This window comes from Erysipelothrix anatis, assembly GCF_009828745.1.
Taxonomy (GTDB): domain Bacteria; phylum Bacillota_I; class Bacilli_A; order Erysipelotrichales; family Erysipelotrichaceae; genus Erysipelothrix; species Erysipelothrix anatis.
The window spans coordinates 25,003-41,937 of record NZ_WTSX01000013.1 but is presented as its reverse complement, the minus strand read 5'-3'; the positions used below and the strand labels follow the sequence as shown (position 1 = coordinate 41,937).

17 protein-coding genes are annotated in these 16,935 nt (G+C 37.9%); 15 read left to right on the top strand and 2 right to left on the bottom strand.

Features of this window, described 5'->3' with window-relative positions; genetic code table 11:
* Positions 1-48 precede the first annotated feature (48 nt).
* Positions 49-252: a cold-shock protein gene (locus tag GVV19_RS09115; protein ID WP_159638344.1), complete on the bottom strand. Its 204-nt coding sequence runs from the start codon at positions 250-252 to the stop codon at positions 49-51.
* A 651-nt stretch (positions 253-903) separates the two neighbouring features.
* On the opposite strand from GVV19_RS09115, the gene GVV19_RS09110 reads away from it, so the two are divergent.
* From GVV19_RS09110 to yihA, 15 genes are all read left to right on the top strand, one after another.
* The gene (locus GVV19_RS09110; protein ID WP_159641024.1) at positions 904-2,235 is read left to right on the top strand and encodes an ArnT family glycosyltransferase; all 1,332 of its coding nucleotides are present in this window, start codon (positions 904-906) and stop codon (positions 2,233-2,235) included.
* Positions 2,204-2,899, top strand: coding sequence for a glycosyltransferase family 2 protein (locus GVV19_RS09105; protein ID WP_159641022.1), 696 nt, complete (start codon positions 2,204-2,206; stop codon positions 2,897-2,899). Before GVV19_RS09110 ends, GVV19_RS09105 begins: the two co-directional genes overlap by 32 nt.
* A 3-nt stretch (positions 2,900-2,902) precedes the next feature.
* Entirely contained in the window at positions 2,903-3,253 is a 351-nt protein-coding gene (locus GVV19_RS09100; protein ID WP_159641019.1) for a DUF2304 domain-containing protein, read from the top strand.
* Positions 3,250-3,603 (top strand): DMT family transporter, encoded by a 354-nt coding sequence (locus GVV19_RS09095; protein ID WP_159641016.1) that lies wholly within the window; start codon positions 3,250-3,252, stop codon positions 3,601-3,603. Before GVV19_RS09100 ends, GVV19_RS09095 begins: the two co-directional genes overlap by 4 nt.
* 1 nt (position 3,604) lies before the next feature.
* Entirely contained in the window at positions 3,605-4,420 is an 816-nt protein-coding gene (locus GVV19_RS09090) for an undecaprenyl phosphate translocase family protein (RefSeq protein WP_159641013.1), read from the top strand.
* Between the two features lie 233 nt (positions 4,421-4,653).
* Positions 4,654-5,586: an NADP-dependent oxidoreductase gene (locus GVV19_RS09085; RefSeq protein WP_159647150.1), complete on the top strand. Its 933-nt coding sequence runs from the start codon at positions 4,654-4,656 to the stop codon at positions 5,584-5,586.
* A 36-nt stretch (positions 5,587-5,622) separates the two neighbouring features.
* Positions 5,623-6,714, top strand: coding sequence for an amidohydrolase/deacetylase family metallohydrolase (locus GVV19_RS09080; protein ID WP_201288208.1), 1,092 nt, complete (start codon positions 5,623-5,625; stop codon positions 6,712-6,714).
* Complete coding sequence (locus GVV19_RS09075; protein WP_159647148.1) at positions 6,711-7,814, top strand: DgaE family pyridoxal phosphate-dependent ammonia lyase; 1,104 nt, start codon at positions 6,711-6,713, stop codon at positions 7,812-7,814. The genes GVV19_RS09080 and GVV19_RS09075 overlap by 4 nt, the downstream gene beginning before the upstream one ends.
* Positions 7,814-8,554: a 2-dehydro-3-deoxy-phosphogluconate aldolase gene (gene dagF / locus GVV19_RS09070; protein ID WP_159638360.1), complete on the top strand. Its 741-nt coding sequence runs from the start codon at positions 7,814-7,816 to the stop codon at positions 8,552-8,554. The genes GVV19_RS09075 and dagF overlap by 1 nt, the downstream gene beginning before the upstream one ends.
* Positions 8,551-9,528 (top strand): sugar kinase, encoded by a 978-nt coding sequence (locus tag GVV19_RS09065; RefSeq protein ID WP_159647146.1) that lies wholly within the window; start codon positions 8,551-8,553, stop codon positions 9,526-9,528. Before dagF ends, GVV19_RS09065 begins: the two co-directional genes overlap by 4 nt.
* Before the next feature lie 95 nt (positions 9,529-9,623).
* The gene (locus tag GVV19_RS09060; RefSeq protein ID WP_159641001.1) at positions 9,624-10,505 is read left to right on the top strand and encodes a G5 domain-containing protein; all 882 of its coding nucleotides are present in this window, start codon (positions 9,624-9,626) and stop codon (positions 10,503-10,505) included.
* 299 nt (positions 10,506-10,804) lie between these two features.
* Positions 10,805-11,437 carry a DUF3196 family protein gene (locus GVV19_RS09055; RefSeq protein WP_159647144.1) on the top strand — a complete coding sequence of 211 codons (633 nt, stop codon included), beginning with the start codon at positions 10,805-10,807 and terminating at the stop codon, positions 11,435-11,437.
* 74 nt (positions 11,438-11,511) lie between these two features.
* Entirely contained in the window at positions 11,512-12,786 is a 1,275-nt protein-coding gene (tig, locus tag GVV19_RS09050; RefSeq protein WP_159638368.1) for a trigger factor, read from the top strand.
* Positions 12,787-12,832: 46 nt separating this feature from the next.
* On the top strand, positions 12,833-15,154 hold the full coding sequence (gene lon, locus GVV19_RS09045) for an endopeptidase La (protein ID WP_159647142.1): 2,322 nt from the start codon (positions 12,833-12,835) through the stop codon (positions 15,152-15,154).
* Positions 15,154-15,732 carry a ribosome biogenesis GTP-binding protein YihA/YsxC gene (gene yihA / locus GVV19_RS09040; RefSeq protein WP_236262215.1) on the top strand — a complete coding sequence of 193 codons (579 nt, stop codon included), beginning with the start codon at positions 15,154-15,156 and terminating at the stop codon, positions 15,730-15,732. Before lon ends, yihA begins: the two co-directional genes overlap by 1 nt.
* A gap of 62 nt (positions 15,733-15,794) precedes the next feature.
* Here yihA and GVV19_RS09035 read toward each other — a convergent pair whose 3' ends face one another.
* Entirely contained in the window at positions 15,795-16,826 is a 1,032-nt protein-coding gene (locus tag GVV19_RS09035) for a sugar-transfer associated ATP-grasp domain-containing protein (protein WP_159647140.1), read from the bottom strand.
* Between the last annotated feature and the right edge of the window lie 109 nt (positions 16,827-16,935).

The window sequence follows — 16,935 nt, the reverse complement described above, 5'->3', positions numbered from 1 at the left end:
AATAAAAAAAAGAAGGAGCAGTTGCTCCTTCTTAGCTGTGTACCGAAATTATAAACTACGTACGTTTTCTGCTTGCATTCCACGTTGGCCTTCGACCATGTCAAATGAAACAGCTTGTCCATCATTTAATGATTTGTAACCTTCTTCAGCAATAGCTGAAAAGTGAACAAAGATTTCTTGGTTTGATCCGTCAACGATAATAAAGCCGAAGCCTTTTTCAGCGTTAAAGAATTTTACTTTTCCTGATTCCATAAAAAAATACCTCCCTCTAAAATATGTCTCATATAATAACAGGTGTTAGGTATTATTTAATGTGTTTAGTCATATATTAATGTTAGTATATCAGTATTTATGACTAAAAGCAAATAATTGCATTTTTTATTGTTCTTTGTAGAGGTGGCTAGGTAATAATAAATCCAATTATCAGAAAATAATAAATGAATAAAAACCCCTACATAACCCCTACAAGTAAATATATCGAAAAATCACAACTAACTAGAACGCACTATTTAGTGGCGTTTAACACTATTTAACATCAGCTCAAATCTCTATTTTTAGTATCCCTCCGAGGACGCCAATAAGATAAGTAAACACACCTTTGGTGTGTTTTTTTATGATGTATTGTATGGGACGATGGGGTTATTCTAGAATAGGGGAAAACAAATTTGTAATCCAAAAAGATATGCCATATCCTTCTAGAATTATCTCGTTTCAGGTTTTCCGTTGAAAATCAGTAATGTCGGATCGAAGTGCGTTGAGCCTGGTATAAGTGCTCGATAAGAACCTCTAAAATCAATGATAAGATAAAGTTTTTTGATTCAAATGAAAGTTATGAACTTATGTATATAAAAAGTTAATATGTTATAATAAAATATACGTGAATAAATACATGGGGTGAATATCGTGAAAAAATATTTTAAGGAAATGACGACTGAGAAATATATCTTTTGGGGGATTATTATTTTATTATTTGCAGTGAGGGTAGCGGCTTTCTTTGACCTAGGAGCTACTTACAATCTCGATAGTGATGATGCAAACTATGTTTTGAGTGGTATGCACTTTGCTAAAACAGGAGAGCTCATTATGCACGGAGTCCGTAGTGCTCAGATTATGCCACTTTTGACGTGGATGTTAGCAATTCTGTCAATCTTTGGAAGAACGTTCGAAGGAACGCTTATTCTCGGAAGAATCTTGATGTTTGTCTTCGGTGTTGCTTCTGCAGCCGGAGTTTATGCGATTATTAGAATGTATGCAAAACCGCTGTTTGGCTATTTGGGTATGCTATTTTTTATACTTCCGCCATACATTTGGATGGATAATCTTGTCCTTACGGAATCAGCATTTCAATTTGCGTTTGTATTTGCGGTCTACTATACCATAAAATTAGCGAAGTCTCGCTCGTTGAAAGACTTACTGTGGGTTAGTTTCTACTATATGTTTGGGTTCTTATTGAAAGCGAACTTTGGTGTGTATCCGGCATTTGCTTTTATTTATCTGCTCTTAGAAAGATATCCAATCAAGCTTTGGTTCAAACATGGACTCATTATGTTCTCGATTCTTATTGCATTCCTGATTCCATGGACAATTCGTAACTATATTCAATTTGATCATTTTATCCCGACTACATATGGAGCAGGGAATCCAACACTTTTAGGGACTTATCAAGGCTATGGATATCCAGATCCGTCGCGAGATGAAGGATTTTTAGAAAGTATTCAAGATGATTTCGATAAGGCTCGTGAAGGGTATTACGATCCTGAAACGGATACCTATACACCAAGTTATATGCGTAAGTACTTTGCGTTAGAGCATGATGCGCTCTTTGCAAGTGCCCGCCTTGATGCATGGCGTAGTGAAAATCTGAAAAGTTACATTTATAGCACCGTTTATTCTAAACCAAAAGAAATGGTCGAATCCTACTTTTACTGGCATTCAGTGTTTGGTATCGAGACTTTAGGTACATTCCATCCGCGCTTAATCAAAGTGGGAATTCTAGCAACAATGATTGGATTCTTTATTTCGAAGAAAACGCGAACATTGATGTTCCTACTCGGGTCGCTGTACTATGGTAACCTTATAATTTATAGTTTCACATTCTCGTTTAATCGATATGCGGCCACGCTTCATTTCCTGATGATTGTGGCACTGATGGTTGAACTGGGAACATTCTATGAATTCATTAAACGAAAGGTGAAAGTGCGAAATGAAAGTCTTACTAATAATCCCAGCCTATAATGAAGGCGAAGGCATTGTTTCACTAGTTGCAAAAATCAACCAAGCACGGCCTGATATTGACTATGTGGTCATCAATGATGGATCCAAGGATAATACAGACGAGCTTTTGAAGGCACACAATATCAATCACGTGACGCTTGTAAAGAATTTAGGAATCGGTGGTGCAGTTCAGACCGGATACCGTTATGCGAAAGACAATGATTATGATATTGCAATTCAATTTGACGGTGATGGTCAACATGATATTGATTCGGTACAAACGCTTATCGACGCAATTGTTTCCAAGGAGGGTGAGCTTGTAATTGGATCTCGCTTTGTCTCGGATAGCAGTAGTGAATTTCAATCATCCTTTATGAGACGTGTTGGGATTACAATTCTATCAACGTTGATTAAAATCACAACAGGTAAGCGAATCCTCGATGTAACATCGGGGAATCGCGCATGCAACCGCGACATAATCGAGTATTTTGCTGATGAATACCCAACGGAATATCCAGAGCCAGAAAGTATTGTTCATGTCATCAAACGTGGCTATACGGTCAAGGAAGTTGGTGTAACAATGTTTGAGCGTGAGTTTGGTGTCTCATCAATACGCGCATTAAATTCTGTTAAGTATATGATCAAAGTAGGCTTGTCAATAATAATTGCAAGTATGGCGAGGTAGCAGATGACAGACAGTTTAAGAATTGTGTTAGGGATAACGTCATTGCTAATATTAGTAATCGTTATCTTATCATTAAAAAAACAAAAACTTGGAATCAGTGATGGATTCTTTTGGCTCATCATGGCTTTGGGAATTTTCTTGTGCTCATTGTTTCCATCAATACCGATGGATTTATCAATGACACTTGGATTTGAAACACCATCAAATTTTGTCTTCTTTGCAGGTTTACTTGTAATGCTAATCATTATATTTAAACAAAATATGACAATTCACAAACAAAAATTACTTTCAAAAACACTAATACAAGAAGTGTCTTTGATGAAAGCACGCGAGAACAAGGAGTCTGAATTATGATTTTATTTATCATATATGTAATCTTATCGACAGCTGGTTTAATTCTGTTTAAATTAGGCGGCACAGCAGGAACACAGGGAGCGACGTACATCAATAGTGTACTATCCGTGTCCCTCAGTATTAAATCGATTTTAGGAATTCTATGTTATGGTATTAGCTTTATTCTTTGGCTATTAATTGTCCAAAAATCTGATTTATCATTTATTTATCCATTATCCGTTGCGGTAATAAATATATTAATTTTAACCGGTTCACACTATTTTCTTGGTGAAAGTATTACGGTTTGGAAAATGATTGGAATCGCATTAATTGTTGCAGGGATTTTTGTGATGAACATAAAAGGAAAGTAACATGTCGTATACGAAAAGTTTTATCAAAGGCATTTTAATTGGAATTTCATTTTTAGTTCCGGGATTAAGCGGCGGGACGATGATGATTATTCTTAATGTCTTTGACGATGCAATCCATGCATTAAACCAATTACTACAATTTAAACCCTATAGACTAGCATATTATTGTGTTATGGCATTCGGAATTTTGACCGGAATCACGCTTTTTGCAGGGGTTATGAGTATCATTTTATCCTTGTATAGTGGTTATGCGATGACATTCTTCCTGGGTGTTATTCTCAGTGGTGTTTTAGAAATTGGTAAGTTACTAAAAGGAATTAAAATTGATTTTGGACATGTCATGGCATTTGTTGTGTCGTTCTTATTAGTGATGCTTCTTACTTATACAGAAGGACGTTTGGTCAATATTATGGAAGCAAGTGGTATGTTCCGCTTTGTTTCACTGGTTTTAATTGGGATTCCGACATCGGTTGCCCTAATTCTTCCAGGTTTATCGACTTCCTATCTATTTCTTGTCTTTGGAATTTACGAGAAAACCCTAACAAGTATCACAACATTTGATTTAGAGTTTTTATTTCCATTACTTTTGGGAATATTACTGGGTGTCATTTTCTTTACGCGATTCATTGAATATGCTATCGCAAATCACAAAGAAACTGTGTATGTTTCAATACTCGGGCTAATCTTAGGATCTTGCATAAGTATGTTCGCGGAGATATCATTTGGATCAATTCCGGAATTACTATTGAGCTTAGTCTTTGGTATTGCAGGTTTCCTTTGCATTACTTTCATCACGAAAGTATTCGATAAGAACTAGAATAAGGTTCGTCATTAAAATCGTATCAGCAGTCAGTAATGGCCCCTCATCATAGCCTTATGATGAGGGCCTTTTTTATTATGCGTATTTGAGCCTCGTAACTACTATGGTGTAAATCCATGTCCTTGTGATTATGATGACCCCAAACGTTAATTCTCATAAAAAGTAAGTGTCTGAAGTACGGGTGATGACAGATTGAATCTATGTGCTAAAATAATACTAGAGGTGAAATTATGAAAGCAATCGCAATCGATACATTTGGCGGTGTTGATACACTGCATGAAATTGAACTAGAGATTCCACAAGTTGAATCTGACCAAGTATTAATAGCAGTGAAGGCAGTATCCGTAAATCCGATTGATACCAAAATCCGAGCTGGATTGATGCTAGGTTTTCCAAATAAACACTTTCCCAAAATCCTAGGACGTGATGTGGCAGGGGATGTAATCGCGGTGGGTTCGGCGGTTTCCAAATTTAAAATTGGCGATCGTGTTGTAGGCGATCCTGCGCCTAAGGATCAAGGAACCTATAGTGAATTTACAGTGGTACCCCAAAATCGCCTAGCAAAATTTCCTGATAGCATTGACTATGAATCTGCGGCGACACTTCCAACAGCTGCAGCTACTGCCTATCAAGGATTATTTATCCATGGTAACTTAAAACAAGGACAACGCGTCCTTATCCATGGCGGTATGGGTGGTGTTGGAAGTATTGCGATTCAACTTGCACACCAAGTAGGTGCATTTGTAATTACTACAGCATCCACAAAGAACCATGACCGCTTGTTGGAACTTGGTGCGGATGTAGTAATCGATTATCATACAACACAATTCGAGACGGTAGTATCTAACATTGATTTAGTGTTTGATACGATTGGAAATGATACTCAGATAAAAAGTATAGATGTGTTGAATAAGACTGGGAGTATTGTCACGATAGTTGGAAAAGTTGTTGAGTCAGATAAAGTTCGATTCTTTAGTAATAAATCATCGGTGGAGGTATTGGAAGCACTCGTAGCGAGACTGGATGATGGAAGCCTTCACCCAATCATTGGCGAAATTGTTCCAATGTCGGTTGAGGCTATTCGGGATGCACATGAAAAAATTGAGCGAAAACAAACAAACGGAAAAATTGTTTTGATAAATGATACCTCAAACATCCTATAATGTGATATCATTATAATGTTATAAAGGGGTGAAATAATGCGACTCTATAAAAATGGAAAGCTCGTGAATGGTGAGGCAATTAGCATTGGTGTTGAAAATGGATTAATTATTGCAATTAATCCCACTAACGAAAGTGGATATTCATCAATTATCGATCTTGACGGAAACTATATTTCCGCAGGATGGATTGATATGCACACACATTGCTACGAGCGAATGGATTTGTATTATGATGATCCAGATGAAATTGGTTATAAAACAGGCGTTACAACAGTGATTGATGCAGGAACTACCGGTGCCCTTGATATTGGAACATTCTATGCCGATACACGATTAAAAAAAACTCGAGTCTATGCAATGATAAATATTGCAAAACAAGGCATTAAAACTCAAAATGAACTCGCTGACTTAAACAACATCGACATCCAAATGATAGATCAAGCGATTATGAAATATCCTGATTTTGTCATTGGGTTTAAAGTACGTATGAGTGCATCTGTAATTGGGGATAATGGGATTGTTCCATTGGAAATCGCAAAATCCATTCAGACACAATTTCAGAAACCATTAATGGTTCATATTGGGTCAAATCCACCGCTACTTGTTGATATTTTGACACGTTTGGAAACAGGGGATATCGTGACTCACATCTTTAACGGTAAAGAGAATGGAATTTTAAATCATCTCGGAAAAGTTCGCCAAGAAGTGTGGGATGCACACAACCGCGGTGTCATTTTTGATATTGGTCATGGCCGCGAAAGCTTTAGTTTTGATGTAGCAGTGCAAGCGTTCAAAGAATGTTTGTTGTGCGATACGATTAGCAGCGATATTTACCATCATAACCGCGTCGAAGGACCCGTTTATAGTTTGGCACATACAATGAATAAACTATTAAGTGTGGGCTATTCCCTAGAACGTGTAATTGAGATGGTAACAGTAAGACCGGCAGAGATTATGAGCCTTCCCAAACTAGGCACCCTCGCGGTTGGTAATTATGCAGATCTTACGATTTTTAAGGAACAAGCAATCCATCAGAGTTTGGTTGATTCTCATGATGTGACACGAACATTAGAACGTGGAATTCAAGTAGAGGCTGTAGTGATTAAAGGAGAGTATATTGAATTATGAGTCAAATCCGAAACGAATTATCGTTAACTCGAGTGATTAATGCATCTGGTAAAATGACCATCTTAGGTGGCTCTAAATTATCAGATGCAGTAACAGAAGCAATGTGCGATGGCTCTCAGAATTTTTATGTTATGTCTGATTTGATGATGAAATCGCGTCAATGGATTGAAACGAATTATAACGTTGAGGCGGCATGGATTGTGAGTTCAGCATCTTCTGGCATTGCACAGACCGTTGCTGCAGCAATCGCCCAGGATAACTTGGATGTAATACTTAATCCCTATGCACCTAACGTTACCAAGCGAGAGATTGTGATTGCGAAAGGGCATATTGTAGATTACGGAACATCTATCGAGGTACCAATCCGAATGGGTGGTGGTACGATCATTGAAGCAGGATTCGCAAATGCTTGCACAAAAGCACATTTTGAAACAAAAATTACAGAAAACACAGCTGCACTGCTTTATGTGAAATCACACCATGCAGTACAAAAAGGCATGCTTGAACTTGCAGAAGTCGTTGAGCTTGGACAGAAATATAAAGTACCCGTAATCGTTGATGCTGCAGCAGAAAGCGATTTAAATCTTTATTTAAACAAAGGTGCAGATGCTGTAATCTATTCAGGAACAAAAGCTCTTGAAGGACCTACGTCAGGGGTTGTTGTTGGAAAAGCAGCGTTTATTGACCTGCTTAAACTTCAAGGGCAAGGGATTGGTCGAGTCATGAAAGTGGGAAAAGAATCGATATTCGGACTAATGGCTGCGTTACTTCACTTCAAAAAGAGTCAACCAGCAACCAAAGCGATGCAAGAAGCGTTCATGGCACCACTTTTGGCTCGGATGAATGCACTTGATGGTGTGAGTGCTGAAAGTGTTCAAGACGGTGCAGGTCGCCCAATTTATCGTGCATCAATTACATTTACACATGCCAAAGATGCAATGCAAATTACGAAAGCGTTACAAGAAAATGATCCCAAAATATATACTCGCGATTATCGAAAAAATGAAGGCATAATCGAGGTGGATCTTCGTGATGTAAGTGAAACGGAATTAGAAGAAATTGCGCAGGCAATAGAAACACTGTATGGAGGATTAAAATAATGACATTAGATGTGAAATATTTAAACGACAGACTGGCACTGAATGTCTTAACCAATTCAGTAGAAAATGCTCAAGCACTCGTAGAGGCTGCGGAAGGGCATGTATTAGTAGGTGTATTGTCCAAGAATTATCCAACGGTTGAAGCTGCGGTTGAAGATATGAAACGCTATCAAAGTGCAACCGATAATGCGATATCTGTAGGATTGGGAGCTGGCGATCCAGGGCAATGGAAAATGGTTGCTCAAATCTCTGAGATTATTCAACCTCAACATATTAATCAAATGTTTACAGCAACAGGATATACACGCGGACTTCTAGGCCAAGATCAAACGATTGTTAATAGTCTCGTATCACCATCTGGGAAAGTAGGATATGTAAATGTTGCTACAGGTATAAAAAGTCGTGAAGAAGAGGTAGCGCTCGTTCCAATTCGTACGGCAATTCGTATGATGCAAGAAATGGGAGCATCATCAATTAAATTCTTTCCAATGAATGGATTGTCAACTTTCGAAGAATACAAAGCAGTCTGTGAAGCATGTGCAGAATATGATTTTATGTTGGAACCAACAGGCGGATTGGATTTAGAAAATTTTGAAATCGTCGTTAAGACGGCACTTGATGCAGGTGTTAAACGCGTGATTCCTCATGTTTATTCATCAATCATTGATCCCGAAACTGGAGCAACTCGACCTGAAGATGTTGCGACACTCTACGCCATAATGAAAAAACTAACCCAATGAAAAAGAAAATAGTCGCGTTTGGCGAAGTCATGATGCGATTAGCACCCCCAATGTATACAACACTTCAGCAAGCACAGACGTTTGATTTTATGTTTACAGGAACGGGTGTTAATGTCTTGGCAGGTCTTTATGGTCTTGGTTTTGAAACTACTTTACTAACTGCATTACCTGACAATAATGTCGGATATGCTGCTGCATCGCATTTACGACGATTAGGTATCAAAGATAGTTATATCGACTTTTCAGGGAATCATTTAGGGTCATACGTCATTGAGTTTGGGGCAGGTGCGCGAAGTTCCCAAGTAACATATTTGAACCGTACTGAAAGTTCTTTTGCGAAAGCGAACTATCAACTCGAAAACTGGGAATCTGTGGTAGCGAATGCGGATATGTTACATATTTGTGGTATTTCGCTTATTAACGAAAACACATATAACACTGCACTAAGATTGATGGATACTGCCAAAGACCATCATGTTCCGGTTGTTTTTGATAGTAATTTCAGGCCATCTTTGTGGCAAGATGATCGCATGCATTTATACAAAGAAATGTATGAAGCGATGCTCAAGCGTGCAGATATAGTCTTTGCGGGTCCTCGAGACGTTGTTAAATTACTTGGTATTGACGGGGATTCAGCAACATTGATGCAAGCTTTCCAGAAACATTATGCGCTTGAATATGTTTTAGGAACAGAACGCTTTGAGCAATCCATCCAAGGGTTTATTGTGAGCAATGATGCGTACAATGTATCCGATCGATATCCACTTACAATAATAGATCGTATTGGTGGTGGTGACGGGTTTGCAGTAGGAGCACTCACCGGTATACTTGAAGGCAAGGCACCAGAGGATATCGTAACGTACGGCGTAGCGAGTGGTGTTTTGGCACATACTGTCTACGGTGATGCAGTTCTTGTGAATCGTATTGATATTGAAAATCTTATCCAAGGTGTGAAAATAGATTTAAAGAGGTAAAATACCTCTTTTTTTAAGCATTAAACTGCTTTTTTAAATAAATTATGATATTGTAAGCTTATACCGATTCAATGTTTGGACAGAAGAGGTAGAACGTGAAAAAACGAAGCATGTTAATAATTACGCTCATTTTGGGCGTGATGGTAACTGAAGCATTATTAGCAGGCTCGGTGTCGAAAAATACATCTCCAAACGTACAGGGATCCCAACCAAATATAATTCCTGTATCCACCCCCCATTCAGGCAACATAAATGCGGCAATTGGAAATGGCACACAAGCGGATGACAAAAAAATAGAAAAAGTCCAAACATATAAGAGTCGTGTAGAGAATACACCTATCGCGTTTGATACACAGTATGTGTATGACGATACGCGTGAAGAAAAAGATTCGTATGTAAGTGTGGAAGGTGTTGAAGGAATGCTTGAAAGCACATATAACGATGAATATGAAGGGGATGTGTTCGTTGCAACAACATTAGTCTCAGAAAATACAGTGACCGCACCAATTGATGAAGTCGTTGTTGTTGGGACTAAAGTTAGTGCAGGGTCAAGTGAATCAAATTCAAGTGGCCAGCAACCAGCAACTCAAGAAGTAGCAGTACCTCAAGGAAATTACGATGATGGACTTGCGCGATCAATGTTTGATGCGATGAATGATATCCGGGAACAAAACGGATTAAGTCGCCTACGATGGTCGAATCAACTTTATGATTATGCAAAAATTAGAGCACAAGAGATCTCGGTAGTCTTTGACCACAGAAGACCTGATGGGTCTGCATGGGATAGTCTTAACCCTGATATTATCTATGCTGAAAATCTCGCTACCAAAGCCTACAAAGTAAATGTGGCGATGGATGCACTGATGAATTCGCCGACACATCGGAAGAATATTCTTTCAGACTTCCCTATGGGAAGTGTTGCGGTCTTTAAAGCAAGCAATGGCGAGTGGTATTGGGTGCAATTGTTTGGTTATTAAGAAATACAAAAGCAGGATCTTAAGATCCTGCTTTTCTCATAAAAAAACCAAGCGAACTTGGATCGCTTGGTGTAAGTGTAGTTTTGTTAATAGAGAAGAGACATTCATTATTAGTTATATACTACACATGCATGCACCTATATTAAAACATTGAACTAATTGTAAGTCAATACAATTTGGTATAAAATCTCATAAAATACACTATGATTGAAAATTAATTTCAAAGGTGAATAAAAAAACTATTGATATGTCAAAATATCGCAACTTATGATAAAATGAAACAGTATGAAAGGATACGTATGAATAACTACTATGAATCATGTTTAGAAGTGATTCGACAATGTATTGCTGATGAAAATCATGCAGAAGCATTGACACTTTTAGACCAAGAACTTTCAATGCCATTTATACCTCAGCCGTATGACCAAGTATTTCGTGATTTACGAGATAACTTACGAATCGATAGAAACCCGAAAGCGCGTTACTTCGAGTCAATGGAAGAGGTTTTTGATGCGTTGAAAGGGAATGATGCTCTGAAACAAAAAGCACTCATATCACTCGAACGTATGAATTTACGTGCAGTCTTGAATGATCTTGAGGATATTATGCGCGATAAACTGATTGATGATTGGCCTAAAAAGCAGTTAGTCTTTTATTTGATGGAGCAAAATATTGATGTTTCAATAGATGTACGTTTGAACAATAAAATGTACACACTTGAAATTCGTAAACTTGAAAATCCAATTGGCAGTGAAGCATATTTACAAACTGTAGCATCACTTCGTGATATGCTAGAATCTGTAAATCCGAGCCTACTCATGCTTTGCATTGATGAGTTGGATCAAAAAGTTTTAGAGGCATTTCCAGAAGAAGCCCAAAATATTGATGCGCAATCAATCTTGGACACTGTAAATCGCTATCTCAATCAATGATTTAAAACTTTTAGCACTCATTGCTTGACTGTGCTAAAAGGTATGTTATAATAGTTACGTACTAGGAGGAACACATGAAATCTACATGGAAACTAAACGAAAACTCAACAGGATTATTAACTGTTGAAGTTGAACAAAATGCTTGGAAAAAAGCACAAGATAAAGCAGTTGATAAATTAACTAAAGACGTTGAGGTTCAAGGCTTCCGTAAAGGACAAGCTCCTAAAGAACTTGCACGCAAACAAATTAGCGACAGCTCAGTCATGATGGAAGCAATGAACTTAATTGCAAATGACGCATTTGTTGCAGGAATGGTTGAACATAAATTAGAACCAGTCGCAACACCAGAATTAGATGTTAAAGAGATGACAGCTGATTCACTCACATTACTTTTCAATGTAACTGTAAAACCAGAAGTTGAATTAGGTGAGTATAAAGGGATTAAAGTAGAAGCAGAAGATATCACAGTCTCAGACGAAGATGTTGAAGCTGAACTTGCAAAATTACAAGAAGAACAAGCAGAACTCGTTCTTAAAGAAGAAGGAACTGTTGAATCAGGAGATACAACTGTTATTGACTTTGAAGGATTTAAAGAAGACGTTGCATTCGAAGGTGGAAAAGGTGAGAACTATACATTAGAAATTGGTTCAAACTCATTTATTCCAGGATTTGAAGAAGCAATGATCGGTATGGCAGCTGGAGAAGAAAAAGATTTAAATATTACATTCCCAGAAAACTACCATGTTGAAGATTTAAAAGGACAACCTGTTGTTTTCAAAGTGAAACTACATGAAATTAAATCAAAACAATTGCCAGAACTTAACGATGAGTTTGTAGAATTGTTAGATGATGAAGAAGTTAAAACTTTAGAAGCATTGAAAGCATCAATCAAACACAACTTAGAACACAACCGCCAACACGCTGAAGAAGACCGTGTCAATGACGTTTTAGTTCAAACAGTTGCAGATAATGCAAAAATCAATGTACCAGAAGCAATGATTACAGAAGAATTGAACCAAATGTTCAATGAATTCCAACAACGTCTTGCACAACAAGGAATGAACTTTGAATTGTACTCACAAATCTTAGGTCAAACAGAAGAAGATGTTAAATCACAAATGGGTGAAGATGCAGAAAAACGCGTTCGCACACGTTTAACACTCGAAAAAATTGCTGAAGTTGAAGGATTAAAAGTTGATGATGAGGAAGTAGAAAAAGAATTTGCTGCGATCTCAGAAGCATACGGAATCGAACTCGAACAAGTTAAAGAACTTGTCTCAATCGACGCTGTAACATACGACATTTTACTTCGTAAGGCAATCGAGTTAGTTAAAGAAACTCGTGCTTAATTAAAAGACGCTTAGCGTCTTTTTTATCCTAAAAGGAGGGATTGCTATGAGCGAAAAACAAGAAAATAAAATTATGAATGTCCCTGTCGTTGCGACACGCGGGGTAATCGTATTTCCTGAACAGGAAATAATGATTGAAGTAGGTCGTCATAAAAGTATAAATGCGATTGATGAAGCAGAAAAATTCTTCAACGGACACGTCATACTCGTAAGTCAAAAAGACATTCTCATTGACGATCCTAAGAAAGATGAATTGTTCCAATATGGATCTTTAGTCCATATTAAATCTGTTAAACGTAAACAAGGATTCTTACGTGTTACATTCTCAGGATTGCAACGTGTACGTATCAGTGAACTCGTAGATGATGGAAAAATGCTTTTTGGAACTGTTGAACTCCTTGAGGATATCATCGGTTCAGAAAATGAAGAAATTGCGCTTATTCGTCGTATTACATCAGAAATCGAAAAAGTATCCGCCGCAAACATTACGATTCCAACTGAATTGATTAATCAGCTTACTTTGGGAGTGTCAGCGTCGCAATTGAGTGATCAATTTGCACAGTACTTCCCATTACAAGTTGAGCGTAAACAAGCATTACTTGAAGAACTTGATGTTAATGAGCGTCTTTTAATGATAATTGAGGAAATTCAACGCGAACAAACCCTTGCAACTATTGAAACAACAATTAATGAAAAAGTTAAAGATCGTGTTGAAGAAAATCAACGTGAGTACTACTTACGTGAAAAAATGCGCGCTATTCGTGAAGAATTGGGAGATGCAACGGATGTTGGAGAAGACAGTGATGAGTTCCGAGAACTTCTAGAAAACAACCCTTATCCAGATCACATTCGTGAAAAAGCACTTGAAGAAATTCGCCGTTATGAAATGCTTCCTCAAGCATCGGGTGAATCAGGTGTGGTTCGAACCTATCTAGATTGGTTGTTAAAGACACCTTGGTGGCAACAAACTACGGATATTCAAGACCTTAATGACGTTCGTAAAAAACTTGATGAAGATCATTTTGGATTGGATAAAGTTAAAGATCGTATTATGGAGTACTTGGCTGTTAAACAAATGACAGGGAACCTCGAAGCTCCTATTCTCGCGCTTGTAGGGCCTCCAGGAGTTGGTAAAACTTCTTTGGCGAAGTCCATATCAGATTCACTAGGTCGTGAGTTTGTGAAGGCTTCACTGGGTGGTGTACGTGATGAAGCGGAAATTCGTGGACACCGTCGTACATATCTTGGTTCAATGCCAGGAAGAATTATTCAAGGGATGAAAAAAGCAGGAGTTGTAAACCCTGTATTCTTACTTGATGAAATTGATAAAATGGCATCAGATTACAAGGGTGACCCAACAAGTGCGATGCTTGAGGTATTGGACCCAGAGCAAAACAAACTGTTCTCTGACAACTACTTAGAAGAGCCATATGACTTATCACAAGTTATGTTCGTTGCAACAGCAAACTATCTTGGTGATATTCCAGAAGCACTTCGTGACCGTTTAGAAATTATTAACCTCAGCTCTTATACTGAAGAAGAGAAATTAAGCATTGCGAAAGCACACTTAATTCCGAAACAACTTAAACGTAATGGATTGAAAAAATCGCAGTTTAAAATTAGCGATGCATCGCTTCGTTATTTAATTCGTCACTACACACGTGAAGCAGGAGTGCGTCAACTAGAACGTACCATTTCATCGCTTGCGCGTAAGACGGTATTAGCAATTCTTAAAGATGAAAAAGAGTCAGTCACAATCACTAAAGATTTAATCTCTGAGTGGTTAGGTCAAATTATCTTTGAGTATGGACAAAAAGAAAAGAAAGATCAAGTGGGTGTCGTCACAGGTCTTGCCTTTACACAATTCGGCGGTGATGTGCTTCCAATCGAAATAACTTCATTTGACGGAAAAGGACGCCTTATCGTCACAGGACAATTAGGAGATGTAATGAAAGAGTCTGCAGAAATTGCCTTTGGATATGTGAAATCACATGCCAAAGAGTTAAAAATCGCGCCTGACTTCTTTGAAAAACATGACATTCAAGTTCACGTTCCTGAAGGTGCTGTTCCGAAAGATGGACCATCTGCTGGAGTTACGTTCACCACAGCGCTTATCTCTGCACTTACCAACCGTAAGGTTGCTGCAGATATAGCTATGACAGGTGAAATTACACTTCGTGGAAATGTTCTACCAATTGGTGGTTTAAAAGAGAAGTCATTAGCTGCTCACCGCGTTGGTATTACTCGAATTGTGATTCCAAAAATGAACGAAAAAGACTTAGTTGATGTTCCGGATGTCGTTAAAGAAAACGTTAAGTTCATTCCGGTTGAAACCATTGACCAGGTTATCAAAGAGGCACTTGTTTAGTGATTAATTGGAATACGCAAGATGCACATTTGATTATCTCATGTGCATCTGCATCACAGTTTCCTGAAACGACACAGAAGGAAATTGTAATGGTTGGTAAATCTAATGTTGGGAAGTCATCCCTTATTAATGCACTTACAAACCGTAAGCGTCTTGCGTACGTAGGACAGCGTCCTGGTAAGACCCGTCTCATTAACTTTTATCATATTAATGATGAGTTATTGTTGACCGATGTTCCCGGGTACGGGTTTGCGAACCGTTCTAAAGAAGAACAAATTCAGTATGGTGTGCTAATGGATAGTTATTTCCAACAACGTCATCCAGCTATGATGCTTATCTTGATTGATGTCCGCCGTGGCGTTGGTAAAGATGACATTATGATGCTTGATTTCGCACGTTACAATGGCATTGAACATGCTATCGTTCTAACGAAGACCGATAAGTTGTCACGTAATAAAATCGCGAATGAGCGACGTGCTGTCAAGAAAGAATATCCTGATGTAAAAGTGCTTGAGTTTTCAAGTCTGAACCATGATACTCGTGAACCAATTATTGAATATATGCGAAGTGTTCTATAAAACCTGCGAAAGCAGGTTTTTTTATGACAAAAAAGCTATCCGTATAAGGGATAGCTTAAGAATTAGAACTTAATGTCTGTCATATATTTTTCGTAAACTGGGCGAATTCCAACACGATCTTTTGATAGTGATGGAATAACTTGGAATGGTCCTGAAGAACTGTTTCCTTCGATAAGCTCTGCATTACCGTCTTGCGAGACAGCAACATCCCAACCGATATAACGTACTTGAGGAATGACGAGGCACGCTTCTTTTACTTGAGCAACGACGTTCTCGAAGTTTGGAATTTGGAATCCCATAAGGTTTTCACCTGTAAGTGGATGGTTTGTATGTTGGTTACCATGCTTGTCGATGAATGGGTAAACAACAGTCCCTTTTTCATCTAAGATGGTGTACATACCACCTTGACCAATATTATCAACGTGACCACCTAAACCTGATTTTAATGCTGTAATAAGCACTCGAGGTGTTTGAGTATTATCTAAAAATGTAATAATACGCATTGTATTAACAGATGTAGGTGATAGCTCTGACATCTTTGGATGTTGCGTAAAGAATTCTTCAATAAGATATTGGCGATTTGCTTTTAAATCATTGTATAGCTTTTCGAAATCGATGTCTGGAGTTTCGTTGTAGTCAATCTTATCGATACCACGTCCAACGTAATCGTTTTTACGTTTAGCCATAACTTTGCCATGTTCAACGACGAAAGCTTTAAATGCTTCAACATCTACTTCTTCCAAATCAATGTGTTTACGGCTAATGAATTTTGCAAATAATACATCAAATTGGGATTTATCATCAAAAAGTCCAACATACTCACGATCATTGTAGTACTTAACGACTTTGTCAGAATGTCCTAATGTAATATAAGTTTTACGTTCTTTACCGTTTAAAAGATAAAATTCAAACTCATTGTAATCAACATAGCCCGCAGTATATCGGAATGAACACCACATCATATCAATGAGAATTACAAATTTACTTTTTCCGCTCTTTTCATGAGCATAGTTAATTGCGTCTTTGAATCCTTGACGATCCATTTGTTTCAGACGTTTAAAGTAGTACTTTATACGCCACCATAATTTTTTCATACAAATACCTTCCTGTCCTTACTATGTTATCGGTTTTAGGCTCATGTGTCAAGATAAACAACAAGATGCGTAAACGCATAATACGGCTTGAATAGTGGGTATTCTTAAG

Coding starts and splice junctions, on each gene's coding strand:
- GVV19_RS09115 (WP_159638344.1), bottom strand. CDS start 252: ATGGAATCAGGAAAAGTAAAATTCTTTAACGCTGAAAAAGGCTTCGGC.
- GVV19_RS09105 (WP_159641022.1), top strand. CDS start 2,204: ATGAAAGTCTTACTAATAATCCCAGCCTATAATGAAGGCGAAGGCATT.
- GVV19_RS09100 (WP_159641019.1), top strand. CDS start 2,903: ATGACAGACAGTTTAAGAATTGTGTTAGGGATAACGTCATTGCTAATA.
- GVV19_RS09095 (WP_159641016.1), top strand. CDS start 3,250: ATGATTTTATTTATCATATATGTAATCTTATCGACAGCTGGTTTAATT.
- GVV19_RS09090 (WP_159641013.1), top strand. CDS start 3,605: ATGTCGTATACGAAAAGTTTTATCAAAGGCATTTTAATTGGAATTTCA.
- GVV19_RS09085 (WP_159647150.1), top strand. CDS start 4,654: ATGAAAGCAATCGCAATCGATACATTTGGCGGTGTTGATACACTGCAT.
- GVV19_RS09080 (WP_201288208.1), top strand. CDS start 5,623: ATGCGACTCTATAAAAATGGAAAGCTCGTGAATGGTGAGGCAATTAGC.
- GVV19_RS09075 (WP_159647148.1), top strand. CDS start 6,711: ATGAGTCAAATCCGAAACGAATTATCGTTAACTCGAGTGATTAATGCA.
- dagF (WP_159638360.1), top strand. CDS start 7,814: ATGACATTAGATGTGAAATATTTAAACGACAGACTGGCACTGAATGTC.
- GVV19_RS09065 (WP_159647146.1), top strand. CDS start 8,551: ATGAAAAAGAAAATAGTCGCGTTTGGCGAAGTCATGATGCGATTAGCA.
- GVV19_RS09055 (WP_159647144.1), top strand. CDS start 10,805: ATGAATAACTACTATGAATCATGTTTAGAAGTGATTCGACAATGTATT.
- tig (WP_159638368.1), top strand. CDS start 11,512: ATGAAATCTACATGGAAACTAAACGAAAACTCAACAGGATTATTAACT.
- lon (WP_159647142.1), top strand. CDS start 12,833: ATGAGCGAAAAACAAGAAAATAAAATTATGAATGTCCCTGTCGTTGCG.
- GVV19_RS09035 (WP_159647140.1), bottom strand. CDS start 16,826: ATGAAAAAATTATGGTGGCGTATAAAGTACTACTTTAAACGTCTGAAA.